This is a genomic window from Staphylococcus sp. HMSC061G12, assembly GCF_001838465.1.
In the GTDB taxonomy this organism is placed as follows: domain Bacteria; phylum Bacillota; class Bacilli; order Staphylococcales; family Staphylococcaceae; genus Staphylococcus; species Staphylococcus simulans.
Genome location: NZ_KV837128.1, coordinates 1 through 2094 on the forward strand (window position 1 = coordinate 1; position 2094 = coordinate 2094).

1 protein-coding gene is annotated in these 2094 nt (G+C 33.0%); it reads left to right on the top strand.

The annotated features are described in order from the left end of the window. Positions 1-2094: SdrD B-like domain-containing protein (locus HMPREF2937_RS08730; protein WP_142351427.1), on the top strand; the 2094-nt coding region annotated here is incomplete at both ends.

The following is a 2094-nucleotide window of genomic DNA, read 5'->3' on the forward strand; positions in this document are numbered from 1 at the left end:
AGGTAATACAGAATCATTATCAGAAGAGCCTGCTCCAGAAGAAGGTAATACAGAATCATTATCAGAAGAACTTTCACCGAAAACTGAAATGACAACAAGCAATCCTAGTGCTGTGATTGATGCAATTGAAAGTGCAGATACAACAGTCGACAAAAAGGAAGCATTAGTAAGTTATATTGCGGAAGTTAACAATAGTCCCAAATCAGATGTACAGTCACAAGTTGACAACTTAAATTTAGATTATAATAACTTAAGTAAAACTGATCTATTAGGAGCATTAGCACAAGATTATTCTAATCGAAAAGAAGCAGTAACAACTTATGGAGTTGCACCTACATCTACGATTTCTCCGATAACAAAAAGTGCTATAACAACATTTGCTAATGAAGCCCCAAGCACAAATGTTAATGATAAAGTTAAGATTACAAATGCTAGACTGACCCTTAATCAGAAAAATAATCAACATGATGACTATACAATTTGGCCGACAAGTAATGAACAATTTAAATTATCAGCTGATTATGAATTAGATAATAGTATTAAAGAGGGTGACACATTCACTATAAGATACGGTGAGTACATCAGACCCGGTGCTTTGGAACTTCCAGCTAAAAATACACAATTACGTAGTAAAGAAGGTTCAATTGTAGCAAATGGTGTTTATGATGAAACTACAAATACAACAACATATACTTTTACTAATTATGTAGATCAATATCAAAATATCACAGGTAGCTTCAATCTTTTAGCAACACCAAAGAGAGAAACAGCGACTAAAGATCAACAAACTTATCCTATGGATGTTACTATTGCTAATCAAGAAGTTAGAGAAAATTTTGTAGTAGATTATGGTAATAAAGAAAATCATCTTACAAATGCAGCAGTAGCAAATGTTGATAATGTGAATAACAAACATAATGAAGTTGTTTATTTAAATCAGCCTGGTGATAGAATCTATGATGCAAAATACTTTTCGACAGTTCAAAACGGTAATTTTATACCTAATGAAGTGAAGATATATGAAGTGTTGGATAATAGTGTATTAGTAGATAGTTTTAACCCAGATTTAAAGGGTACTGCAGTCAAAGATGTGACTAGTCAATTTACACCTAAATATAGCCTTAATAATACTAGATTAGATATAGATCTTAATCGTAGTAACATGAACAAAGGGAAACGTTACATTATTACTCAGTCAGTTAGACCATCTGGTACTGGGAATGTTATTACTAATTATGAGCTAACACGTTATGGTAACCAAGAATCAAGATATCCAACAGGTGCTAAAAGTACAGTAGTAAGTTATATCAATGGTTCTTCAACAGCACAAGGTGATAATCCAACTTACAGCCTGGGAGACTACGTATGGTTAGATAAAAATAAAGATGGAATTCAAGATGATGACGAAAAAGGTATTGAAGGCGTTTATGTCATTCTTAAAGATAGTAACAATAAAGAGTTGCAACGTGTAACAACTGATGAATCAGGACATTATCAATTTGATAACTTGCAAAACGGAACATACAATGTTGAATTTGTTATTCCTAATAATTATACACCTTCTCCATCAAATACAAGTGATAATGATGCTATTGATTCAGATGGTCAAAAAGATGGTGATAAAAATGTAGTAGTAGCAAAAGGTATCATTGATAATGCTGATAATATGACTGTTGATACTGGATTCTATGAAACACCTAAATATAGTCTTGGAGATTACGTATGGTTAGATACAAATAAAGATGGAATTCAAGATGATGGTGAAAAAGGCATCTCAGGAGTTCATGTTACACTGAAAGATGGTAATGGTAACGTATTAAAAACAACAACAACAGATGAGACTGGTAAATATCGTTTTGATGATTTAGATAGTGGTGATTATATTGTACAATTTGATAAACCAGAAGGTTTGACTCAAACTGTTACTAATTCAGGTAATAATGATGAAAATGATGCTGATGGTGAAGAAGTTCATGTAACTATTACCGATCATGATGATTTTAGTATTGATAATGGTTACTTCGAAGAAGATTCAGATGCCGATGCAGATGCAGATGCCGACGCAGACGCAGATGCCGATGCCGACGCAGATGC